The 17,893-nt window shown below is 71.9% G+C and carries 15 protein-coding genes; 1 reads left to right on the top strand and 14 read right to left on the bottom strand.

Annotation, left to right across the window (positions count from 1 at the left end):
* Positions 1–30 precede the first annotated feature (30 nt).
* From MID12_RS26010 to rsmH, 14 genes are all read right to left on the bottom strand, one after another.
* Positions 31–669, bottom strand: coding sequence for a cell division protein SepF (locus MID12_RS26010; protein WP_040254398.1), 639 nt, complete (start codon positions 667–669; stop codon positions 31–33).
* Between the two features lie 133 nt (positions 670–802).
* Positions 803–1,522, bottom strand: a complete 720-nt coding sequence (locus tag MID12_RS26005; RefSeq protein ID WP_040254397.1) for a YggS family pyridoxal phosphate-dependent enzyme — start codon at positions 1,520–1,522, stop codon at positions 803–805.
* A 7-nt stretch (positions 1,523–1,529) separates the two neighbouring features.
* Complete coding sequence (pgeF, locus tag MID12_RS26000; protein ID WP_397914909.1) at positions 1,530–2,261, bottom strand: peptidoglycan editing factor PgeF; 732 nt, start codon at positions 2,259–2,261, stop codon at positions 1,530–1,532.
* On the bottom strand, positions 2,261–3,508 hold the full coding sequence (gene ftsZ, locus MID12_RS25995; protein ID WP_040254394.1) for a cell division protein FtsZ: 1,248 nt from the start codon (positions 3,506–3,508) through the stop codon (positions 2,261–2,263). Before ftsZ ends, pgeF begins: the two co-directional genes overlap by 1 nt.
* A gap of 282 nt (positions 3,509–3,790) precedes the next feature.
* Positions 3,791–4,564, bottom strand: a complete 774-nt coding sequence (locus MID12_RS25990; protein WP_263171045.1) for a cell division protein FtsQ/DivIB — start codon at positions 4,562–4,564, stop codon at positions 3,791–3,793.
* Positions 4,565–4,611: 47 nt separating this feature from the next.
* Complete coding sequence (gene murG / locus MID12_RS25985; RefSeq protein ID WP_040254390.1) at positions 4,612–5,706, bottom strand: undecaprenyldiphospho-muramoylpentapeptide beta-N-acetylglucosaminyltransferase; 1,095 nt, start codon at positions 5,704–5,706, stop codon at positions 4,612–4,614.
* A 6-nt stretch (positions 5,707–5,712) separates the two neighbouring features.
* A complete protein-coding gene (gene ftsW, locus MID12_RS25980) occupies positions 5,713–7,086 on the bottom strand; it encodes a putative lipid II flippase FtsW (RefSeq protein ID WP_040258348.1) in 1,374 nt (457 codons plus the stop codon).
* 129 nt (positions 7,087–7,215) lie between these two features.
* The gene (gene murD / locus MID12_RS25975; protein WP_263171041.1) at positions 7,216–8,634 is read right to left on the bottom strand and encodes a UDP-N-acetylmuramoyl-L-alanine--D-glutamate ligase; all 1,419 of its coding nucleotides are present in this window, start codon (positions 8,632–8,634) and stop codon (positions 7,216–7,218) included.
* On the bottom strand, positions 8,631–9,701 hold the full coding sequence (gene mraY, locus MID12_RS25970) for a phospho-N-acetylmuramoyl-pentapeptide-transferase (RefSeq protein WP_040254386.1): 1,071 nt from the start codon (positions 9,699–9,701) through the stop codon (positions 8,631–8,633). Before mraY ends, murD begins: the two co-directional genes overlap by 4 nt.
* Positions 9,698–11,128 (bottom strand): UDP-N-acetylmuramoyl-tripeptide--D-alanyl-D-alanine ligase, encoded by a 1,431-nt coding sequence (locus MID12_RS25965; RefSeq protein WP_040254384.1) that lies wholly within the window; start codon positions 11,126–11,128, stop codon positions 9,698–9,700. Before MID12_RS25965 ends, mraY begins: the two co-directional genes overlap by 4 nt.
* Positions 11,129–11,132: 4 nt before the next feature.
* Positions 11,133–12,773 carry a UDP-N-acetylmuramoyl-L-alanyl-D-glutamate--2,6-diaminopimelate ligase gene (locus tag MID12_RS25960; protein WP_263173467.1) on the bottom strand — a complete coding sequence of 547 codons (1,641 nt, stop codon included), beginning with the start codon at positions 12,771–12,773 and terminating at the stop codon, positions 11,133–11,135.
* Between the two features lie 63 nt (positions 12,774–12,836).
* Positions 12,837–14,792, bottom strand: coding sequence for a peptidoglycan D,D-transpeptidase FtsI family protein (locus tag MID12_RS25955; protein ID WP_263171037.1), 1,956 nt, complete (start codon positions 14,790–14,792; stop codon positions 12,837–12,839).
* A gap of 4 nt (positions 14,793–14,796) precedes the next feature.
* Complete coding sequence (locus MID12_RS25950) at positions 14,797–15,405, bottom strand: hypothetical protein (RefSeq protein WP_040254380.1); 609 nt, start codon at positions 15,403–15,405, stop codon at positions 14,797–14,799.
* A gap of 43 nt (positions 15,406–15,448) precedes the next feature.
* Complete coding sequence (rsmH, locus tag MID12_RS25945; RefSeq protein ID WP_263171031.1) at positions 15,449–16,477, bottom strand: 16S rRNA (cytosine(1402)-N(4))-methyltransferase RsmH; 1,029 nt, start codon at positions 16,475–16,477, stop codon at positions 15,449–15,451.
* 476 nt (positions 16,478–16,953) lie between these two features.
* On the opposite strand from rsmH, the gene MID12_RS25940 reads away from it, so the two are divergent.
* Positions 16,954–17,610, top strand: coding sequence for a beta-class carbonic anhydrase (locus tag MID12_RS25940; protein WP_078845243.1), 657 nt, complete (start codon positions 16,954–16,956; stop codon positions 17,608–17,610).
* Positions 17,611–17,893 lie beyond the last annotated feature (283 nt).

Genomic DNA, 17,893 nt, shown 5'->3' with positions numbered 1-17,893 from the left:
TCCTCGGACCGGTCTACCGGATCTTGCGTCTCAGCTCTGGTTGAAGAACCCGCCCTCTGCGATGCGGGCCTTGTCCTCCGCCGTTACATCGACGTTAGCAGGCGAGAGGAGGAAGACCTTCTGAGTCACTCTTTCAATACTCCCGTGGAGGCCGAAGACGAGTCCGGCGGCAAAGTCGACAAGTCGCTTCGCGTCGGTGTCGTCCATCTCCGTCAGGTTCATGATCACCGGAGTGCCCTCGCGGAAGTGTTCCCCGATGGTACGGGCCTCGTTGTAGGTCCGGGGGTGCAGTGTGGTGATGCGGTAGGGCTCCCGCTCGGACACCACCTTGGGCATGATCACAGGTGCGTTCTTCTCCAGGCTCTGGCGTTCAGGTGTGATGGATGCCACGGGGGCGATTCGCGCCGGACGTCCGGATTCCGCGGAGAGCGAAGAGGACCGGGACGGCTCGCGCTGGGCGGGAGGCGCGACCGCGCGCACCGCTTCCTCGCGCCCAGAGGAATGGGACTGGTGTGACTGATGTGACGATTCATGGCGCCGACGGTCCCGCTCGGGCTCCGGATCAAGCTCGGGTTCGAAGTCGTCGTCGGGGTCGAAGCCCCGGCCGTCGTACCCATCGTCCTCCACGAGGCCGAGGTAGACCGCCATCTTGCGCATCGCGCCGGCCATGCTCTGAGTCCTCCGCTCTGTGGTGGATCGACTGCCACGACCCGGTGAACCAGGTCCGCGATCCACGAGGTGCACCCCGCTTCAACTGCGGGAATGACCATATTTTGTGCTGTGGTCCGACTTCTTGGCGACGTTACCCGAGCCGTGGTCGGACTCCGAGTACCGCCGTACCGACGCGCACATGTGTCGCCCCGGCCGCGACGGCCTGTTCGAGGTCCGCACTCATCCCTGCGGAAACCATGTTCGCAGCCGGATGGGCCGCGCGCATATGGGTTGAGAATTCCATCAGCCGCTCGAACGCCGCCTGTTGCCTGCCCGCATACGGCCCGGTGAGGGGCGCGACGGTCATCAGACCGGCCAGTCGCAGCCCCTCGGCCGAAGCGATCAGCGAGGCCAACTCCTCGATCCCGCCCGCCCCTACGCCACCGCGCTCGCCCCTCTTGTCCTCGTCCGCGTCGAGCGCGACCTGGATCAGGCAGTCCACCGCACGCTCCGCGCGGACGGCCTCCCTGGACAGCGCCGTGACCAGCTTCGGCCGGTCCACGGACTGCACCACATCGGCATAACCGACCACGGAACGCGCCTTGTTGGTCTGCAACTGCCCCACGAAATGCCAACTCAGGGGCAGATCTGCACATGCGGAGGCCTTGGGTCCCGCCTCCTGGTCGCGGTTCTCCGCCACCTCGCGGACACCGAGCCCGGACAGGATCCGCACATCCTCGGCCGGGTAGGTCTTGGTGACCACGATGAGGGTCACCTCCTCCCGCCGCCGGCCCGCGGCCCGGCAGGCCCGGGCGATGCGCTCCTCGACTGCGGCCAGATTTGCGGCCAGTTCGGCCTCGCGGTCGCTCATCCCCACCTCAGTCCAGCCACACATAGCCCGCGAGACGGCCCGTGGTGCCCTCTTTGCGGTACGAGAAATGATCGTCCGACTCCAGGGTGCAGACTGCCGACCGCTGCCGGTCGCGCACCCCGAGCCGTTCCAACTGCGCGTGCACACCGGCCGTGACGTCGACCGCGGGGGTCCCCCAGCTGGTCTCGGCGCGGGCGGCCGGCTCCACCGCGGCGACCTCGGCCCGCATCCGCTCCGGCACCTCGTAGCAGCGTCCGCAGACGGCGGGTCCGGTACGGGCGGTGATCCGCGCGGGTTCGGCGCCGAGCGAGACCATCGCCGCGACCGCCGCCGGAACGATTCCCTTGACCATGCCCGGCCGCCCGGCGTGGGCCGCCGCGACGACCCCGGCCACCGGATCGGCGAGCAGTACGGGGGTGCAGTCGGCGGTGAGCACCGCGAGGGCGAGGCCGCGGCGGGCGGTGACCACCGCGTCCGCCTCGGGGATCTCCTGGTCCGCGGCCCAGGGCCGGTCGACCACCACCGCGGTGTCGCCGTGCACCTGCCGCATCCACACCACCCGCGCGGGGTCCAGGCCGAGCGCGGCGGCGGCGCGCTCCCGGTTGCCGCCGACGGCGGCGGGGTCGTCACCGACCGCGCCGCCGAGGTTGAGCTGAGCGTACGGAGTGGCGCTCACCCCGCCCCACCGGTCGGTGAAGGCGAAGTGGGCGCCACTCGGCGTCTCCGTGTGTGCGGTTATCACTTCAGGAAGTCCGGCACGTCCAGTTCCTCGGCCGCGCTGTCCTGGTAGCGGGCCGGGGGCACCTGCGGGGTGCCCGAGGAACCCGTGGTGGAGGCGGGTGCCGGGGACTCGCTCGCCGGGGCGGGGCTCGCGGGCTCGGCGGCGGGCTCCGGGGTGAGCGGCTTGGACTCCTCACGCGGGGTGACGCTGCCGAGGCCGCCGAAGGCCGGGCGGGTCTCCGCCGGGCGGGAGGGGGCCGCGGACTCCTCGCGCTTGGCCGAGGCCGAGCCGAGGACGCCGTCCCGCTTGGAGGGCGGCTGACCGCCGTCGAAGCCGGCGGCGATGACGGTGACCCGTACCTCGTCGCCGAGGGCGTCGTCGATGACCGCGCCGAAGATGATGTTGGCCTCGGGGTGGGCGGCCTCGCTCACCAGCTGGGCGGCCTCGTTGATCTCGAAGAGGCCGAGGTCGCTGCCGCCGGAGATGGAGAGCAGCACCCCGCGGGCGCCGTCGATGGAGGCCTCCAGGAGCGGCGAGGAGATCGCCATCTCGGCGGCTGCCACCGCGCGGTCGTCGCCCCGGGCCGAGCCGATGCCCATCAGGGCCGAACCCGCCTCCGACATCACGGACTTGACGTCGGCGAAGTCGAGGTTGATCAGGCCGGGGGTGGTGATGAGGTCGGTGATGCCCTGGACACCGGAGAGCAGGACCTGGTCCGCGGACTTGAAGGCGTCGAGGACGCTGACCTGGCGGTCCGAGATGGACAGGAGCCGGTCGTTGGGGATCACGATGAGGGTGTCGACCTCGTCGCGGAGTTCGGCGATGCCGTCCTCCGCCTGGTTCGCCCGGCGGCGGCCCTCGAAGGTGAACGGGCGGGTGACCACGCCGATCGTCAGGGCGCCCAGCGAACGGGCGATGTTGGCCACGACGGGTGCGCCGCCGGTGCCGGTGCCGCCGCCTTCTCCGGCAGTGACGAAGACCATGTCGGCCCCCTTGAGGACCTCCTCGATCTCCTCGCGGTGGTCCTCGGCGGCCTTGCGGCCGACGGCGGGGTTGGCCCCGGCGCCGAGTCCGCGGGTGAGTTCCCGGCCGACGTCGAGCTTGACGTCGGCGTCGCTCATCAACAGGGCTTGCGCATCAGTGTTGATGGCGATGAACTCGACGCCTTTGAGACCGACCTCGATCATCCGGTTGATGGCATTGACACCACCGCCGCCGACACCGATGACTTTGATGACTGCGAGGTAGTTCTGCGGTGCTGCCACGTCGAAGGCCTCTCGCCTCGAGTTACGTGTCGCTGCTTCGCGGTCCTGCGAGCGGCGACTGATGCCGAATGGGACGGTTCGAACGCCGACCCGAACCCTAACGCTGAAGTTTAGGGTTACCAGTGTGTCTCTTGCTGGACTTCATTGACTGTTCCGAGCAGGACACTAAGTCGACGAGCGGCGCGCGTTCAACGAACACGCCGAACCTCCCTCTTTTCTTTTCACCCTATGTGATCAGCCGTTGCGCTGCTCAACCAGGGTGCTGGCCTGCGAGGACGTGCGTCAACTCCGCGATGAGGCAGGGGCGGTGGGAACACTCACATCGAAGTGGTCCGCCTTCGGTGCGGCTTTCAGAAGGGCCGTGAGCGTACGTGCCTTGGCCGCGCTGTTCTCACTGCTTCCCCACCGCACCGTGCGGCCCTTGCTCAACTCCAGCGAGAAGGCGTCGTACGAACTCGCCTTCAGCAGACGGGTCTCACGGGCGACCGCGCCCGGGATGTGCCCGGCGATGCGCACGGCCTCGCGTACCAGCCGGGAGGCGGGGAATCGGCGCAGGCTCGGGGAGTCGGCGGTCGCCAATTCCAGTACGGGCACGCCCTTCGGGGCCCGCTCCCGCTCGGCGAAGCGGACTCCGCCGGCGTCGACTTCGGTGTAGCGGCCGTCCTTTCGGACGAGGAGGACCGCGGTGCGCTCGGTGACCTCGACGGTGAGGGTGTGCGGCCAGGAGCGGCTCACCTCCACCGAGTCGAGGCGCGGGAGCCTCTCGCGCAGCCGCGCCTCGATGGCCTCCGTGTCGACGGAGGCCATCGGGCTGCCCATGGGGAGGGCCGCCGCCTCGCGCACCTGCTCCTGGCTCAGTACGCGGGTGCCGCTCACCCGCGAGTCCTCGGCGCGCAGCCAACTGGAGCCGTACAGCGCCCAGGTGGTGAATCCCGCGAGGAGCACGGTCAGCAGGAGCAGCAGGAGCAGCAGGCGCCGCCGGGTGGACCGGGGCGGGCCGGACCCCGTCTGCTCCTGTTCGGCGGCACCGCGTTCGGCGGTGGTGGGTCCGGCCACGCTCCCCTGCCTTCTGCCGCGCGCGGGGGCGCGGCCGTGTTCCTAGGTCACGCGCTCTGCCGCGACCTGATCGCCTCGTACACCATGCCGACGAGGAGTTCGTCGGCGTCCCGGCGGCCGAACTCCGAGGCGGCACGGGACATCTCGTACAGCCGGTGCGGGTCGGCGAGGACCGGGAGGACGTTGCCCTGCACCCACTGGGGGGTGAGTTCGGCGTCGTCGACCAGGAGTCCGCCGCCCGCCTTGACCACCGGCTGGGCGTTGAGCCGCTGTTCGCCGTTGCCGATGGGCAGCGGGACGTAGGCGGCGGGGAGCCCGACGGCGGAGAGTTCGGCGACGGTCATCGCGCCCGCACGGCAGAGCATCATGTCGGCCGCGGCGTACGCGAGGTCCATCCGGTCCACGTACGGTACCGGTACATAGGGCGGCATTCCCGGCATGTTGTCCACGTGCGGCAGTTCGTTCTTCGGGCCGACCGCGTGCAGGATCTGGATGCCGGAGCGCTGGAGGACCGGGGCGACCTGCTGGACGACCTCGTTGAGCCGCCGGGCGCCCTGGGAGCCGCCGGAGACGAGCAGGGTCGGCAGCTGCGGGTCGAGGCCGAACAGGGCGCGGGCCTCGGGGCGGGCCGCGGCGCGGTCGAGGGTGGCGATGGTGCGGCGCAGCGGGATGCCGATGTAGCGGGCGCCGCGCAGCTTGCTGTCGGGGGTGGAGACGGCGACCTGGGCCGCGTAGCGCGAGCCGATCTTGTTGGCGAGGCCGGGGCGGGCGTTGGCCTCATGGATCACGATGGGCACCCCGAGGCGCTTGGCCGCGAGGTAGCCGGGCAGGGCGACATAGCCGCCGAAGCCCACCACGGCGTCGGCGCGGGTGCGTTCGAGGATCTGCTCGGCGGCCTTGATGGTGCCGCGCAGCCGGCCCGGCACGGTGATGAGTTCCGGGGTGGGCTTGCGCGGCAGCGGAACCGCCGGGATCAGGGCGAGTTCATAGCCGCGTTCGGGCACCAGGCGGGTTTCGAGGCCGCGTTCGGTGCCCAGGGCGGTGATGCCCGTGCTGGGGTCCTGCCTGCGCAGGGCGTCCGCGAGGGCGAGCGCGGGCTCGATGTGACCGGCGGTCCCCCCACCGGCGAGTACGACATGCACCGAAATTCACCGCTCTCCGGACGAACGCGCCCGTGCGCGCCGTCTCATCGTCTTCCATCTGGCGGGCTCCCGGTCCCCCGGAGCGCCCTTTGCCGCAGCCCGCTTTCTACCAAAGACGGCCCCCCAGTGCCCAAGCAGCCTGGGGCCCGTGCTCTGGCGCAGTGCGAGCGCCGCCCGCGCAGCAGGTTCCTCGCGCGCGAAGGCGATGAGGAGCCCGATGGCGAACATGGTCGGCAGCAGGGCCGAGCCCCCGTAGGAGAACAGCGGGAGCGGAACCCCGGCGATCGGCAACAGACCGAGCACCGCACCGATGTTGATCACGGCCTGGGCCGTGATCCAGGTGGTCACACCGCCCGCGGCGTACCTCACGAAGGGTTCCTCCGTGCGTCCGGCCACGCGGATACCCGCATAGCCTAGAGCGGCGAAGAGCACGAGTACGGACAGCGTCCCGGCCAGGCCCAGTTCCTCCCCGGTGATGGCAAAGATGAAGTCCGTGTGGGCTTCGGGGAGTTGGCCCCATTTCTCCACGCTCGCGCCGAGGCCGGAGCCGAAGAAGCCGCCGGAGGCGAGCGCGTAGGTGCCGTGCACCGCCTGCCAGCACTGGTCGTTGGGGCCCGGGTCGGTGGCGAAGAGGCAGCCGAGGCGGCCCATCCGGTTGGGGCTGGTCTTGATGAGGATCGCGCCGATGAGCAGGGCGACCCCGAGAACTCCGGCGAACAGCCTGGTCGGTGCCCCGGCGAGCCAGAGCAGCCCGAAGAGGATGGAGCTGAGGATGATGGCGGTGCCCATGTCGCCGCCGAGCATGATGATGCCGAGCAGCATGAAGGTGACCGGGACCAGCGGCACCAGCATGTGCTTCCACTGGGTCAGCAGGCGCTTGTCGCTCTTGCGGGCGAGCAGGTCGGCGCCCCACAGGACCAGGGCCAGCTTGCCGAACTCGCTGGGCTGGAGCTGGAAGGGGCCGCCGAGCGAGATCCAGTTCTGGTTGCCGTTGACCGCGACCCCTATCCCCGGAACCTGCACCAGGATCATCAGAAAAACCGATCCTGCGAGGATGGGATAGGCGAGGGCGCGGTGCAGTTTCACCGGCATCCGGGCGGCGGCGTACATCAGGATGCTGCCGAGGACCGCCGCCACGAACTGCTTCTTGAAGAAGTAGGCGCCGGGCAGCGAGAGCTGGAGCGCCTTGATCATCGAGGCGGAGTACACCATCACCAGGCCGAGCACGGTGATGAGCAGCGCACTGCCGAAGATCAGGTAATACGCCGTCAACGGCCGGTCCCAGGCCCGCCGGAAGCGCAGATACAGCCGCAGCGCCAGGGGCTCACGCGGGGGGCGCGGACGGCCCGCAGGGACCCGGCGTCCACCGGATCCGCGCACCGGGCGGGCCGGGGCGCGGCCGCCGCTGCGCAGCGCCGCCCCGTCCCCCGCCCGGGAGTCGGGGCCCAGCCACGAAGATGTCACGTTCCCCTCCGAGGTGCCCGGCGCCGCCGGGCCAGGGCGGCCCGGTCAGGCGCTGGCGGCGGGCAGTTCGCGGACCGCTGCCGCGAACGCCTCACCGCGCTTGTTGTAGTTGGTGAACATGTCCATCGAGGCACAGGCCGGTGCCATCAGCACCGTATCGCCCGGCCGCGCGAGGCGTGCCGCCTCCTGGACCGCCGCCGACATCGCTCCAGTGTCGGTCCGTTCGAGGTCGGTCACCGGGACGTCGGGCGCGTGTCGCGCCAGTGCTTCGCGGATCAGCGCGCGGTCGGCGCCGATCAGGACCACCCCGCGCAGCCGCCCGGCCGCGCCCTTGACCAACTCGTCGAAGGTGGCGCCCTTGGCGAGGCCGCCCGCGATCCACACCACATGCGGATACGAGCCGAGGGAGGCCTCGGCGGCATGGGTGTTGGTGGCCTTGGAGTCGTCGACGTAGGCGACCCCGGCCACGTCCGCGACGTGTTCGATGCGGTGGGCGTCGGGGCGGAAGGCCCGCAGCCCCTCGCGTACGGCGGCGGGTTCGACGCCGAAGGCGCGGGCGAGGGCCGCCGCGGCGAGGGCGTTGGCGATGTTGTGCGGGACGCTCGGCCGGACGTCGGTGACCTCGGCCAGCTCCTGGGCCTGCTGCTTGCGGTTCTCGACGAAGGCGCGGTCGACCAGGAGGCCGTCCACCACGCCGAGTTGGGAGGGAGCCGGGGCGCCGAGGGTGAAGCCGATGGCGCGGCAGCCCTCGGCCACCTCCGCCTCGCGGACCAGGTCCTCGGTGGCCTTGTCGGCGGCGTTGTACACGCAGGCGACCTGATTGCCCTCGTAGACCCGGCCCTTGTCGGCCGCGTACGCCTCCATCGAGCCGTGCCAGTCGAGGTGGTCGGGGGCGAGGTTGAGGACGGCGCCGGAGTGGACGGCGAGGCTCGGTGCCCAGTGCAGCTGGTAGCTGGAGAGTTCGACGGCGAGCACGTCGAGGGTGCCGTGCCGCTCCGCGTCGAGGACCACGTCGATGATCGGGGTGCCGATATTGCCGACCGCGGCCGTGCGCAGCCCCGCGGCCTCCAGGATCGAGGCGAGCATCCGGGTCGTGGTGGTCTTGCCGTTGGTGCCGGTGACCGCGAGCCAGGGCGGGGCGCCGGGGCCGCGCAGCCGCCAGGCGATCTCCACGTCGCCGACCACGTCCACGCCCGCCGCGGCCGCCGCCGCGAAGAGCGGGCCGGACGGCTTCCAGCCCGGCGAGGTCACCACCAGCGAGGTGCCCTCGGGCAGGGTCTCGGCGTCGGCGAGGCGTACCGCGACGCCCTCGGCCCGCAGTTCGGCGGCGCGCGCCCGGTGGGTCTCGCTGTCGCCGCCGTCCACCACGGTCACCTTCGCGCCGAAGCCGGCCAGGGCGCGGGCGGCGCTGATGCCGCTCACGCCGAGACCGGCGACGGTGATGTGCTGTCCCTCGAAGGTCACTTCTCGGCTGCCCACCCTGCGTAGAAGAGGCCGAGGCCGACGATCACGCACATGCCCTGGATGATCCAGAAGCGGACCACGACCAGGACCTCGGACCAGCCCTTGAGTTCGAAGTGGTGCTGGAGCGGCGCCATCCGGAAGACGCGCTTGCCGGTCATCCGGAAGGAGCCGACCTGGATCACCACGGACATGGTGATGAGGACGAACAGGCCGCCGAGGAGCGCGAGCAGGAGCTCCGTACGGGAGCAGATCGCGAGGCCGGCGAGGGCGCCGCCGAGGGCGAGCGAGCCGGTGTCGCCCATGAAGATCTTCGCGGGCGAGGTGTTCCACCACAGGAAGCCGAAGCAGGCGCCCATCAGGGCGGAGGCGACCACCGCGAGGTCCAGCGGGTCGCGGACCTCGAAGCAGGCGGCCGGGTTGGTCAGGGTCGCGGCGTTGACGCAGGACTCCTGGTACTGCCAGATCCCGATGAAGGTGTAGGCGCCGAAGACCATCACCGAGGCGCCGGTGGCGAGGCCGTCGAGGCCGTCGGTGAGGTTCACCCCGTTCGACATCGCGAGGATCATGAACAGCGCCCAGACCACGAAGATGACCGGGCCGATGGACCAGCCGAAGTCCGTGACGAAGGAGAGCTTCGTGGAGGCGGGGGTGTTGTTCTGGCTGTCGGCGAACTGCAGGGACAGCACCGCGAAGGCGATGCCGACCATCAGCTGACCGGCCATCTTCGCCTTGGCCCGCAGGCCGAGCGAGCGCTGCTTGACGATCTTGATGTAGTCGTCGAGGAAGCCGACCAGGCCCATGCCCGCCATCAGGAAGAGCACCAGGACACCGGAGAAGGTCGGGTCCTCGCCGGTGATCACCTTCGCGAGCGCGTAGGCGATGAGGGTCGCCAGGATGAAGGCGATACCACCCATGGTCGGGGTGCCGCGCTTGCTGTGGTGCTCGCGCGGGCCGTCGTCCCGGATGAACTGCCCGTATCCCTTGCGGGCCAGGAACTTGATCAGCAGCGGGGTGCCGACCAGGGTCAGGAAGAGCCCGATCACACCCGCGAAGAGGATCTGCCTCATCGGCCGGCGACCTGCCCCTCGGAAGACGCGGCGAAGCCTTCGAGCAGCCCCTCGGCCACCCGCTCCAGGCCGACCGACCTGGATGCCTTCACGAGTACGACGTCCCCCGGCCGCAGCTCGCTGCGCAGTAGATCGATCGCCGCCTGTGCGTCGGACACGTGCACCGACTCCTCACCCCACGAACCCTCGTTGTATGCGCCCATCCGCAGCCAGGCGGCTTCCCTGCCCCCGACAGCCACGAGCTTGCCCACGTTCAGCCGGACGGCGAGCCGCCCGACCGCGTCGTGTTCGGCGAGAGCCTCGTCCCCGAGCTCGGCCATCTGCCCGAGCACCGCCCACGTACGGCCCCCCTCGGCCCGTGAGGCCTCGCCCATCGCCGCGAGCGCGCGCAGCGCCGCTCGCATGGACTCGGGGTTCGCGTTGTAGGCGTCGTTGACCACGGTCACGCCGTCCGGGCGCTCGGTGACCTCCATACGCCAGCGAGAGAGGGAGCCCGCCGCGCACAGCGCGAGGGCGATCTCTTCCGCGGACATGCCCAGTTCATGGGCGACGGCGGCCGCGGCGAGCGCGTTCGACACGTGGTGCTCACCGTACAGGCGCAAGGTCACTTCGCTGCACCCGGAGGGTGTGTGGAGGGCGAAGGACGGCCGCCCGTCGGCGGTCAGCCGCACGTTTTCGGCTCGTACGTCGGCTTCGCCCGCCTCCCCGAAGAGCAGCACCCGCGCCTTGGTGCGGGAGGCCATCGCGCGGACCAGCGGATCGTCGGCGTTGAGGATCGCGGCGCCCTCGGCGGGCAGCGACTCGACGAGTTCGCCCTTGGCCTCGGCGATCTGCGCCCGGCCGCCGAACTCCCCGATGTGGGCGCTGCCGACGTTCAGGACGACACCGATCCGCGGCGGGGTGAGCCCGGCGAGGTAGCGGATATGGCCGATTCCGCGCGCTCCCATCTCCAGTACGAGATAGCGCGTCCCCTCCGTGGCGCTGAGCGCGGTGAGCGGCAGGCCGATCTCGTTGTTGAAGGAGCCCGGCGTCCACACGGTGGGCGCCTTGCGGGTGAGCACCTGGGCGATCAGGTCCTTGGTGCTGGTCTTGCCCGCGGAGCCGGTGACGGCGACCAGGGTGGCGCCGAGCCGCTGCACGACCGTGCGTGCGAGGGCGCCGAGGGCGCTCTGCACGTCCTCGACCACGATCGCGGGCACGCCGACGGGGCGGGCGGCGAGGACCGCCACGGCCCCCTTGGCGACCACCTCGGCGGCGTAGTCGTGTCCGTCGCTGCGGGCGCCCGCGAAGGCGGCGAAGAGCGAACCGGGCTCCACCTCACGGGAGTCCTTCACCACCGGTCCGGTGACTTCGACGGCCGGATCCGGTATGTCGTGGATCTGCCCGCCGACGGCTCTGGCGATCTCGGCGAGGGAGAGGGCGATCAAGAGTTCATCCCTGGGTCTTGTCGATGGCTTCGCGGAGCACCTGGCGGTCGTCGAAGGGGCGGATCACCCCGGCGATGTCCTGGCCCTGCTCGTGTCCCTTGCCCGCGACCAGCACGGTGTCCCCGGGCTCCGCGCGGGCGACTGCGGCCGCGATGGCGGCGGCCCGGTCCTCGAAGACGGCGACGTCGCCCCGCTCGTGGGTGGGCACCTCGGCGGCGCCCGCGATCATGGTGGCGAGGATGGCGAGCGGGTCCTCCGAGCGGGGGTTGTCCGCGGTGAGGATCGCGGTGTCGGCGAGCCGCGCGGCCGCCGCGCCCATCGGCCCGCGCTTGGTCTTGTCGCGGTCGCCGCCGCAGCCGAGCACGATGTGGATCCGGCCCTCGGTCACCTTGCGCAGGGCGCGCAGCACCGACTCGACCGCGTCCGTCTTGTGCGCGTAGTCGACGACCGCGAGGTAGTCCTGGCCCGCGTCCACGCGCTCCAGGCGGCCCGGCACGCCCGGCACCGCGCCCACCCCGGCGGCGGCGCGCTGCGGGTCGAGCCCGGCGACCGCGAGCGTGACGATCGCGGCGAGGGTGTTGGAGACGTTGAAGGGGCCCGGCAGCGGGGCGCGCGCGGCGATGCGCTCGCCCTTCGGGCCGACCACGGTGAACGTCGAGCCCAGCGGCCCGACTTCGACGTCCTCGGCGTGCCAGTCGGCGTCCGGGTGGCCCTCCGCGGAGTACGTGGTGATCGGCACCGAGGCCTCCTTGACCAGGCGCCTGCCGTACTCGTCGTCGAAGTTGACCACGCCCTGCCTGCTGCGCAGCGGGGTGAACAGCTGCGCCTTGGCCTGGAAGTAGTCCTCCATGCCGGAGTGGAACTCCATGTGCTCCGGGCTGAGGTTGGTGAAGACCGCGACGTCGAAGACGCAGGCGTCCACCCGGCCGAGGACCAGGGCGTGGCTGGAGACCTCCATGGCGACCGCCTCGACCCCGCGCTCGCGCATCACCGCGAAGAGGGCCTGCAGGTCGGTGGCCTCGGGGGTGGTGCGCTCGGACTTGATGCGCTCCTCGCCGATGCGCATCTCGACGGTGCCGATGAGTCCGGGGACGCCGCCGGCCGCCTCGTCGAGTCCGCCCTGCACGAGGTAGGCGGTGGTGGTCTTGCCGGAGGTGCCGGTGATCCCGAGCTGCAGCAGGGCGCGCCCGGGGTGGCCGTACACCGTCGCCGCCAGCTCGCCCATCTGGGCCCGGGGGCTGTCGACGACGAGCACCGGCAGCCCGGTCGCGGCGGCCCGCTCGGCACCCGCCGGGTCGGTGAGGACGGCGGCGGCGCCCAGCTGCGCGGCCTGCGGGGCGAAGTCCGCCCCGTGGAAGCGGGCCCCCGGCAGGGCGGCGTAGATGTCACCGGGGCGCACCGCACGGGAGTCGTGGGTGATGCCCGTGACCTCGGCCTCGGCGGGGGACTCGATGCCCAGCTGGGCGGCGAGCGCGCTGAGCGCGGTGGGCTCGGTACGGTCCGGACGAGGCGGCCCCGGGTAGGTCACAGGGGCGGTGTTCTCGGCGGTCCCGGCGGTGTTCTGGGACTGGTCGGCGTGTGGCACGGCGGTAACCGTACCGGCCCCGCCCCCGCCGGAGCGAAGTGATGGGCGCGGCGGAGCAATCGTCTCCTGGCTGCCGCGAGGGTGGAGGTCGTTCGTCGTCACAGGCGATTCCCGGTCGTTCTTTCAGGGTGTGAAGGCTACGGGCAGCCGGGCCGGCTCGGCGCCGGTCGGCGGTACCTGGAGCGTCTTGAGGGCGAATTCCATGACCTTCTTGTAGATCGGCCCGCAGATCTGGCCGCCGAAGTAGCCGCCCTTGGTGGCGTTCTGGATGGCGCAGTAGACGGTGACCCGGGGTTTGTCGGCGGGCGCGAACCCGGCGAAGGAGGAGGTGTAGCCGCGGTAGCGGCCGGTCTCGGGGTCGACGCGGTTGGCGGTGCCGGTCTTGCCCGCGACCCGGTAGCCGGGGATACGGGCCTTGACGCCGGTGCCCTCCTCGTCGTCGACCACCGACTCCAGCATCTTCGCCAGGGTGCCCGCGGTCTTCGCGCTGATGACCCGGGTCGTGCCGGGCTTGGCGACCGGGGTGAACCGGCCGTCGGCGCCGCGGCTGCCGCGCACCAGGCTGGGCTCGATCCGGGTGCCGCCGTTGGCGATGGTCGAGTAGACCGAGGCCGCCTGCATGGCGTTGATGGAGAAGCCCTGGCCGAAGGGGATCGTGTACTGCTGCGAGGTGGACCAGTCGCCGGGGCGGGCGAGGATGCCCGGGGTCTCGCCCGGGAATTCGAGGCCGGTCGGGGCGCCGATGCCGAACTTGCGCAGATAGGAGTGGAGCACCTCGTTGGCCTTGGGCTGCGTGGTGCCCAGCTGGCCGGTGGCGAGGATGGTGCCGATGTTGCTGGACTTGGCGAGCACCCCGTTGAGGGTGAGGTGCCAGGTCGGGTGGTCGATGTCGTCCTGGAAGAGCCGGTCGCCGCGGTGCAGCCGGTTGGGCACCGTGACATGGGTGCCGGGGGTGGCCGCCTTCTCCTCCAGTACGGCCGCCATCGACATGACCTTGGCGGTGGAGCCCGGCTCGTAGGCGTCCTGGACGGCGGCGTTGCCGAGCGAGCCGCCCTTCGCGGAGGAGAGGTCGTTGGGGTCGAAGCCGGGGGCGTTGGCCATCGCGAGGATCTCGCCGGTCCGGGTGTCCTGGACGATGACGTAGCCGCGGTCCGCCTTGGACGTGGCGACCTGCTTGCTGATCGCCTCCTGCGCGGCCCACTGGATGTCCCGGTCGATGGTCAGCTCGACCTCGGAACCGGGCACCGGCGGCTTCTCGGTGCCGCCCGCGGTGGGCACCCGGCGGCCGCCGGACTGGGCGTAGGTGACCTTGCCCTTCTTGCCCGCGAGCTCCTTCTGCAGCTGCTGTTCGAGTCCGCCGCCGCCCTTGCCCTCGGCGTTGACCCAGCCGAGCATCCCCGCGCCGAGGTCGCCGGCCGGGTAGACGCGCTTGCTGCTGGCCTCCTGGAAGACGCCGGAGAGGACGTTGACGGTGCCGTCCCGCTGGGCCCGCTCGGTGAGGGTGGAGCGCAGGTCCTTGATCTGCTTCCAGACCGAGGGCTCCTGGCGGCGGGCGAGGACCACGTAACGCCCCTTGGTGCGCAGCTTCTTCGCGAGCGCCTCGGTCTCCTGGCCGAGGATCGGCCCGAGGAATCCGGCGGCCTGCTCCGGGGCGTCCTGGGTCTCGGTGAACTCCGGCGTGAACATCGAGGGGTCGGCGGTGATGTCGTACGCGTCGTCGCTGAGCGCGAGGGAGACGCCGTTGCGGTCGGTGATCCGGCCGCGTTCGGCGGCGAGCGTGTGCGTGAGGTAGCGGTCCTTCTCGGCCTTGGCCGCGTAGGCGGGGCCGTCCACCGCCTGCACCTGGAGCAGCCGCACCACGAAGACCAGCATGACCAGGGTCAGTCCGAGGCCGACCATGCGCAGCCGGGGCCGGGGGCGGCCGAGCCGGATGGTGCGCGGCGGCGCGGGCTGCCGTCCGCCGCGCGGCTGCCGGGAGCTCTGCTGCGGCGGGCGGGGGCGCCCGCCCTGCCTGCCGCCGGAGCGCTCGGGCCGGGCCGGGCCCGGTACCCGGCGCCGCGGGGGTTGCCTGTCGGTCACGGCGTCACCTGCCGGTGGTCGAGGGTGCGGGCTGGGGGGCGGTGGAGTCTGCGGCCCCCGGACGGCCGCGGGGTGGGGCGGCCGGGGCGGGTTCCGCCGTACGGCTCGGGGCCGGGGCCGTGCGGTTCGGGGTCGCGGTACGGCCCGGGGCGGGGGTGGCGGCGGGCCCCGGAGCGGAGGTGGCGGCGGGAGACGGGGCGGGCGGGCTCGGCACGGTCTGGGGCTTGGGAGCGGGCGGGGCCGCGGACTTCTCGGCGGCGCCGGGCACCCCGCGCAGGCCGCCGTCCGGGGTGAGGAAGACCGGGTCGCCGCCGGGCACCATGCCCAGCTCGCCGGCCCGGCGCTGGAGGGCGCCGGGGGCGGAGTAGCCGTCCACGTCGCGTTCGAGTTCCTGGCGCTCCTCGGTCAGCGAGGTGGTGTCCTTCCTCAGCTCGCTGAGTTCGAAGGAGCCCGCGTTGAGCGAGGAGTTGAGCATCAGCAGGGCGATCAGGCCGCCGCCGAGGAGGACGACCACGAGGAGCACGAAGGGGGTGCGCGCGGCGCCGCTCGGCCGGGTGGGGAAGAGCCCGGCGAAACGCGCCGCCCGGCCCCTGAGTTCGGGTGCTCTGCTCATGCCGCCGCCCTCGCCTTCCCGTCGTCCCGTGCGGACCTTCCGCTCACGCCGCCCCGCCCTCCTCGGGGCGGATGCGCTGCGCACCTCGCAGCCGTGCCGGGGCCGCCCGCCGGTTGGCGGCGACCTCTTCCTCGGTGGGGAGTTCGGCACCGCGGGTCAGCAACTTGAGCCGCGGCTGGTAGCGCTCGGGCACCACCGGGAGCCCGGGGGGCGCGGTACTGGCGGCACCCGCGGCGAAGACCTGCTTGACGAGCCGGTCCTCCAGGGAGTGGTAGGAGAGCACCGCGATGCGCCCGCCGACCGCGAGCGCGCCGACCGCGGCCGGGATCGCCCGCTCCAGTACGGAGAGTTCGCCGTTGACCTCGATGCGCAGGGCCTGGAAGGTGCGCTTGGCCGGGTTGCCGCCGGTGCGCTTGGCGGCCTGCGGCAGGGCGTCGCGGATGAGGGAGACCAGCCGGGCGCTGTTCTCGAAGGGCTCCTTCTCCCGCTCCCGTACGACCATCGAGACGATCCGCTTGGCCTGCTTCTCCTCGCCGTACGCCCGCAGGATCCGCACGAGTTCACCGGGCGGGTAGGTGTTGAGGACCTCGGCGGCGCTGATGCCCGTGCTCTGGTCCATGCGCATGTCCAGCGGGGCGTCCTGGGCGTAGGCGAAACCGCGGTCCGCCTCGTCGAGTTGCATCGAGGAGACGCCGAGGTCGAAGAGGACGCCCTGCACCGCGCGCAGGCCGAGCCGGTCGAGTACGTCGGGGAGTTCGTCGTAGACCGCGTGCACCAGGGTGGCCCGCTCGCCGAAGGGGGCGAGCCGCTCGGCGGACAGGCGCAGCGCCTCCTTGTCGCGGTCCAGGGCGACCAGGCGGGCCTCGGGGAAGGCCGTCAGGAGCGCCTCGCTGTGGCCGCCGAGCCCGAGCGTGCAGTCGACCACCACGGGGGGCTCCCCCGAGGTGCCGCCGAGGGCCGGGGCCAGCATGTCCAGGCAGCGCCGGAGCATCACGGGTACGTGCCGTGCCTGCTCCCCCTGCGGTGCCCGCCCCTCGCCCGGGGCGTCCGGGAGCACCTCGTCCTCGCGCATCGGCCCTCCCGTCTGGCGCCGCGCCCCGGGGGCCGCTCGGCGTCCTCGCCCTCTGCTTCTGCCGCGCTCCCGGGCGGCGCACGCGCGGTCCGGTCCCGCCCTCCCCCGGCCGCTCGCCGGAGGGCGCCCCCGTACGGAAGGGGAACGCACCGCCCGCGCCGGGAAACGGCGCCGGCCGGACGGGAGGGGTGGAGGCCGGGCCGTACGTGTACGTGCCGCGCACGCGGATGAGCCCCGGTGAACGGGGCCTCCAGGGGGCGTCCGAGCCGCAGGAAACCCTCTCGCCTGCCGCTTCGCGTCACTTTAGTCCACACTGTCTTGCGGTCAATCAACTGGCCCGCGCGTGGCGGGAGCTGTGCGCGGGCTGTGCCCGGACCGTGCCGCCCGGGGTGGTGCGCGGGGGCGCGGCCGGTGCCCTGCTCACCCGTGCGGGTGAGCAGGGCGGAGACCTGTGGGTTAGCTCACAGGAGCGGTCAATGGCGCTCTTTGTCCCGTCCCGCGACGGGCCCGGCCGGGGGCGGCCGGATAGATTCGACGCCATGTCGACTCATGCGCCTTCCGCGTCCACCGCATCCTCAGCGTCCTCCGCGGGTTCTCCCGCCCAGGCCTCCGCGAGCGGCGGGGGCGCGGCCCCCGGCTCCGCCGTGACGGACCGCCTCGTCGAGTCCAACCGCCGCTACGCCACCGAGTTCACCGACCCCGGCATGGACGCCCGGCCCGTGCTCAAGGTCGCCGTCGTCGCGTGCATGGACGCCCGCCTCGACCTGCACGAGGCGCTCGGCCTCTCGCTCGGCGACTGCCACACCATCCGCAACGCGGGCGGCGTGGTCACCGACGACGTGATCCGCTCCCTGACCATCAGCCAGCGCGCGCTCGGCACCCGCGGTGTGGTCCTCATCCACCACACCAACTGCGGCCTGGAGAGCCTGACCGAGGAGTTCCGGCACGAGCTGGAGATGGAGGTGGGCCAGCGCCCGTCCTGGGCGGTGGAGTCCTTCCGCGATGTCGACCAGGACGTCCGCCAGTCCATGCAGCGGGTACGCACCTCGCCGTTCCTGGTCTCGACCGAGGACGTGCGCGGATTCGTGTTCGACGTGCACACCGGCCTGCTGCGCGAGGTCGACCCGGTCTGAGCCGACCGGAGAGCGGGCGAAGGCGTCCGGCCGAACGACCGAGGGTGACCGGCCGGACGCGTTCGCGTACCGGCGATCGGCAGCAAAAGCTGGCATATCGGCGCCAGTTGTCCACAGGCGAGTGACACGAACCGGTAACGGCATCAAGAATGCTGGGGTGGCACCGCGGGGAACTTCCCGTCCTCGGTGTCCGTGTATGGGGTGGGGCCGGTTCGCGTCACGCGGCGTCGGCCCGCAAATGGTTTCCCCGCTCCTTCGCGGGCGGGGAAAAGCGAGGAGGGCC

The sequence above is a fragment of the Streptomyces sp. SCSIO ZS0520 genome (assembly GCF_025643355.1).
In the GTDB taxonomy this organism is placed as follows: Bacteria; Actinomycetota; Actinomycetes; order Streptomycetales; family Streptomycetaceae; genus Streptomyces; species Streptomyces physcomitrii.
This window is presented reverse-complemented; position numbering and strand designations above follow the sequence as displayed.

Excerpts from the sequence above, each read along its gene's own strand:
- MID12_RS26010 (WP_040254398.1), bottom strand. The coding sequence starts at position 669 with ATGGCCGGCGCGATGCGCAAGATGGCGGTCTACCTCGGCCTCGTGGAG.
- MID12_RS26005 (WP_040254397.1), bottom strand. The coding sequence starts at position 1,522 with ATGAGCGACCGCGAGGCCGAACTGGCCGCAAATCTGGCCGCAGTCGAG.
- mraY (WP_040254386.1), bottom strand. The coding sequence starts at position 9,701 with ATGAGGCAGATCCTCTTCGCGGGTGTGATCGGGCTCTTCCTGACCCTG.
- MID12_RS25950 (WP_040254380.1), bottom strand. The coding sequence starts at position 15,405 with ATGAGCAGAGCACCCGAACTCAGGGGCCGGGCGGCGCGTTTCGCCGGG.
- rsmH (WP_263171031.1), bottom strand. The coding sequence starts at position 16,477 with ATGCGCGAGGACGAGGTGCTCCCGGACGCCCCGGGCGAGGGGCGGGCA.
- MID12_RS25940 (WP_078845243.1), top strand. The coding sequence starts at position 16,954 with ATGGCGCTCTTTGTCCCGTCCCGCGACGGGCCCGGCCGGGGGCGGCCG.